Here is a 4,662-nt window from a genome sequence, read left to right as displayed (position 1 = left end):
TCCAATAAATTACACTCTTTTCGTAACTTCGTCAAGCAAAGATACGAATTTTATAGTGATTCTAAAGTGATTATCCTTAAAAAAATAGGCACTTATTGCTTCCTTTACGGACTTTATGAAAATCCAGAATATAATCCATATCCATTTTCTAAAACAAAAATCATTATGGCCTCATTCAAATTGAGATTCCGTCCTTCTACCCTGCCAGAGCAAGAAGGGACCTTGTATTTCCAAGTGATTCATCGCAGAACGGTAAGAATGATTCATACCGGTTTCCACATACGGCAGGATGAATGGAACGACACCACATCCTCCATCCGGATTGCCGGCACACCGGAAAGGCAAAATTTCCTGCGGCTTACGGCTTCCAAAATAAAATGGTACACCAATCAGCTTACGGCCATCATCACGGCCATGGAAACGAAAAGGGTGGAGTACGGCACAGAAGACATCGTATCGGCTTACAAACAGTTGCCCACCTGCCCGACATGGTTCGGTTTCATCCTCGACATGGCCGACCGGAAGGCAAAGGTCGGCCGCCCTGGGACAGCCAAGACCTACCGTGACGCACTGAGCAGCTTCGCCCGTTTCCGCCAAGGCACAGACATAGCCCTTGACGAACTGAACGCGGAAATGATGACCTTATATGAAGCATGGATGAAGAGCCGTGGACTCAAACGCAATTCATCCTCATGTTACCTGCGTACCCTTCGTACCCTTTACCGCAAAGCCGTCGAGATGGGCCTGACTACGGACAAAGGTATCTTCCGGCATGTGTTCACCGGTTTTGCCAAAACGTCCAAACGGGCCATCCCGTTAGAAGCCATCCGGACCATCAGGCTTCTCCGCTTGCCTGCAGGCTCTCCGCTCATTTTTGCAAGGGACATGTTCATCCTGAGCATCTACCTGCAAGGAATATCGTTCGTAGACCTGGCCTACCTGAGAAAATCCGACATCCGGAACGGCGTACTGCAATACGACCGTAAAAAGACGCGACAGAGCCTGAACATCGGTTGGGAGCCTTCCATGCAAGCCATCGTCGAGACGTATGCTCATTTGACAACCGAAAGCCCGTACCTGCTGCCCATCATCACCCATGCCGACGGGACGGAACGCCGGCAATACGAAAAAGCAGAACATAACATCAACCGGAACTTGAAGAAAATAGGCAGGATAGCAGGCTTGCGCATCCCACTGACAACATACGTGGCGCGCCACACTTGGGCCACCACTATGCGGGACATGGGCTATGACCTTTCGATTGTCAGCACAGGATTGGGACACGACAACCTGAAAACCACACAAATCTACCTTTCATCAATCGACACTACTGTCGTGATGGAAGCCAACAAAAAGATGATTGACAAGATTTTGAAATAATCAAACCTGCGAGGAATGCTTAGCAACCATGGCAGTTGTATATTATACAACATTATGAAAACTGCCACTTAGAAAGGTTGAACAAACCATTTTAAACATGAATGATATGGAAAAGGATCTTATGAAGCGTGCAACGCTTCGTTCATCTCTTCCCATAAAAACGGTGGATATTCGTTGCTGAGGTTCTTCCAGGATACGACCGTTACGCCTGAAAAAGGCATTTCATAACTCTTATGCGTCCGGCATGAGGGGAAAATAAAGATTGCATGAAGCCACAGCATCATGACAAATTAAACAAGGTGGACTTCCGGTGGTTCGTCATCCGCACCCTTCCCCACCAAGAAAGGAAACTTACCGATTTACTTTCGGCCCATCTGCCGCAAGCCCCCAATATACTTGAAGCCTATTGCCCCACCCATACCACGGCAGACATAGGCAGCAAAGGCAGGGACGTGCAGCAGCCGTTATTTGCCGGTTACGTGTTCGTCCTTTCCACCCAGGAAGCCGTGGCAGACTTCATCGGCAAATACTACCCGGACGGCACCCTCTTGTATGAACGCAAAAAAGACGACAGGCACAAGGCCGGTTTCCTGACGATACCCGAAGAACAGATTCGCTTCTTCAAGGACTTCAATGAAAATTACGCAGAACACGTCATCGTATTGGAAAAGCCTTACAGTGACTACGCCTTCAACCCGAAAACCAATGAGCCGAACGAGATTGTCAAGGTTTTGGACGGCCCGTTGAAAGGGCGCGAAGGCTATCTGACCCGCTTCCACAGGGAACGGAGGTTGGTGTTCAACATGAAAGCCATAGACTCGGAAAGGCACTTTGCCGTATCCATACCCAACATCTGGAACTTCCATGTGGTTCGCTTGCATAACACCGAAGGCGACCGCCAAACCATCGGCACACAAAAAGCACGAGCCGTAGATTTGCTCGTCGGCATGTTGGAAAGTTGCGGTCATGAAAGGGAAACGCTTCCGATGCTCTACGAAACAGTCGATTCGTTGGTGATAAAACCGTCGCTCGCCGGACTTCGCAAAGACTTGGCCCGCAAAGGGTACGAGGCACTGAGCCAAAAGACATCCCGACTGAACACCCGAGAGGCAGAACTGCTCTTGGAGCTTGCCCGTTACGAGCGTGACAATCCCGGCTACGTAAGAACCCATTGGGACAAGCACGTCATCCGCCCGTTTCTCACCCCAACTTCGGGCGTGGATTTCGAAGACGGAAAAGACGAAGCGGAATTGCCCCACACGGACTTCACCGAAATCATCCGAAAGACGGACATTACGGAACGGGCCTACCGCCCCAGCAAAGGCGAAGAGGAATCCATAACCACCACTTACTACAGCCATATCGGCATCATGCCCGACACAGCCCAAGGCGGCTACATTCTTTTTACCAACTGGGACATGTTCTTGGACAAATATTTCCGAACCACAGGCAAGGCCAATGAACGCTTGGTAACAGGAACGGGCCTAAACGGAAAAGACGGCAAGACACAGGAAGAAAAGCTCGTCGAGTCGTTCCGGAACTTCGCCCCTACGCTCTACCGCGTACTGACAGACAAGGACTCTCCGGTAAAAGCCCTCCCCCGTCTCAAGATAGGGGTAGAAACCCTGAACGTGTTGGCCGTCACGTCTCCGGACATCGACGGTGCAAAAGAACGACTGGCCACAACTTGCATCAACATCTGCAAGGAAATCAATGCCACCACCCATTTGGCCGTATGGCGCAGGTACTTGCAGACGGTGTGGCTGCACCAATAGGACATAAAGAAAAGTTTTCCGGCAAAACATTTGCATGGCTTTTCATTTTCAGTAACTTTGCACTTATACAAATTCAAAAAGTGAGGGTTCGACTATGCAGTACACAAGGCGAAAATATCCGATAGGGATACAGACATTCTCAGAAATAAGAAATAAGGCATTCCTGTATATCGACAAAACGGAATATATCCACCGTTTGGTGCATGCCGATTCGAAATACATCTTTTTGAGCCGCCCGCGCCGTTTCGGCAAATCCCTATTGACCAGTACCTTGGAAGCTTATTTCCAAGGGCAAAAAGACTTGTTCAAAGGTTTAGCCATGGAGCAGTTGGAAACGAAATGGACGGAATACCCCGTATTGCGCTTCGACATGAGCCTCGGCAAACACATGGAAAAGGAACAACTGGAACGTTATTTGGCTTCACAGTTGGAACCGATGGAGTATAAATACGGTATCCTCACGGAAAGTCCGGATGCCAACATACGCCTCACGAACTTGATCCGCCGCGCATACGAACAGACGGGCCGCCAGGTGGTGGTGCTCATCGACGAATACGACGCGCCCCTGCTCGACGTGGTGCATGAAGAAAAAGACCTCCCTGTCCTGCGTAACGTCATGCGCAACTTCTACAGTCCGCTCAAAGCCTGCGACCCTTACCTGCGTTTCGTCTTCCTGACGGGCATCACCAAGTTCTCGCAACTGAGCATTTTCAGCGAGTTGAACAACATTAAGAATATCAGCATGCTGCCGGAATATGCCGCTATCTGCGGCATCACGGAAGAGGAGATGGCCACACAGATGGACGAGGATCTGGATATTTTAGCCGGACGGTTGAACGTGAATCGCAAAGAGGTCGTAAAGAAGCTAAAAGACCATTACGACGGTTACCATTTCACATGGCCCTCGCCCGACATCTACAACCCTTTCAGCCTGCTGAATGCTTTTGCCGACGGGCGGTTGGATTCTTATTGGTTCGGCAGCGGCACGCCCACATACCTCATCGAAATGCTGAACAAATTCGGTGTATTGCCCTCCCGGATAGGAGGTAACGAGGCTGTGGCGGCCGATTTCGACGCACCGACCGAACGAATGGAAAGCATCACGCCCTTGTTGTACCAAAGTGGCTATGTCACCATCAAGGGGTACGATGAAATGTTCCAAATTTATACGTTGGACATCCCGAATGCGGAAGTAAGGATAGGCCTGATGCGCAGCCTCATACCTTATTATGTGACACGCGACACGCAGACGACCAATACCACGGTGGTCAATTTGGCCCGTGCCTTGGTGCGCGGCGACATGGACGGGATGTTGCGTCTGCTGCAAACGTTCCTCTCCACCGTTCCCTATTGCGACCGCACGGACTACGAAGGGCATTACCAACAGATGCTCTACGTCATTTTCAGCCTCCTCGGCGCGTACGTGGACGTGGAAGTACGTACCTCGATGGGACGGGTGGATTTAGTGATGCGCACAGCCACTACGCTCTACGTCGTGGAACTGAAA

3 protein-coding genes are annotated in these 4,662 nt (G+C 50.3%); all 3 read left to right on the top strand.

Annotated features, from left to right (window positions below):
* The first annotated feature begins 165 nt into the window (after positions 1-165).
* Positions 166-1,380, top strand: a complete 1,215-nt coding sequence (locus HMPREF9442_RS15055) for a site-specific integrase (RefSeq protein WP_040603270.1) — start codon at positions 166-168, stop codon at positions 1,378-1,380.
* Between the two features lie 266 nt (positions 1,381-1,646).
* Positions 1,647-3,155 carry a transcription termination/antitermination NusG family protein gene (locus HMPREF9442_RS15050; RefSeq protein ID WP_008630288.1) on the top strand — a complete coding sequence of 503 codons (1,509 nt, stop codon included), beginning with the start codon at positions 1,647-1,649 and terminating at the stop codon, positions 3,153-3,155.
* Positions 3,156-3,249: 94 nt separating this feature from the next.
* A partial coding sequence (locus HMPREF9442_RS15045; RefSeq protein WP_008630285.1) for an ATP-binding protein occupies positions 3,250-4,662 on the top strand: 1,413 nt, incomplete at its 3' end.

The organism is Paraprevotella xylaniphila YIT 11841, assembly GCF_000205165.1.
In the GTDB taxonomy this organism is placed as follows: Bacteria; Bacteroidota; Bacteroidia; order Bacteroidales; family Bacteroidaceae; genus Paraprevotella; species Paraprevotella xylaniphila.
Note: the sequence above shows the minus strand (reverse complement) of the source record. Positions and strands in the feature narration are given on the sequence as shown.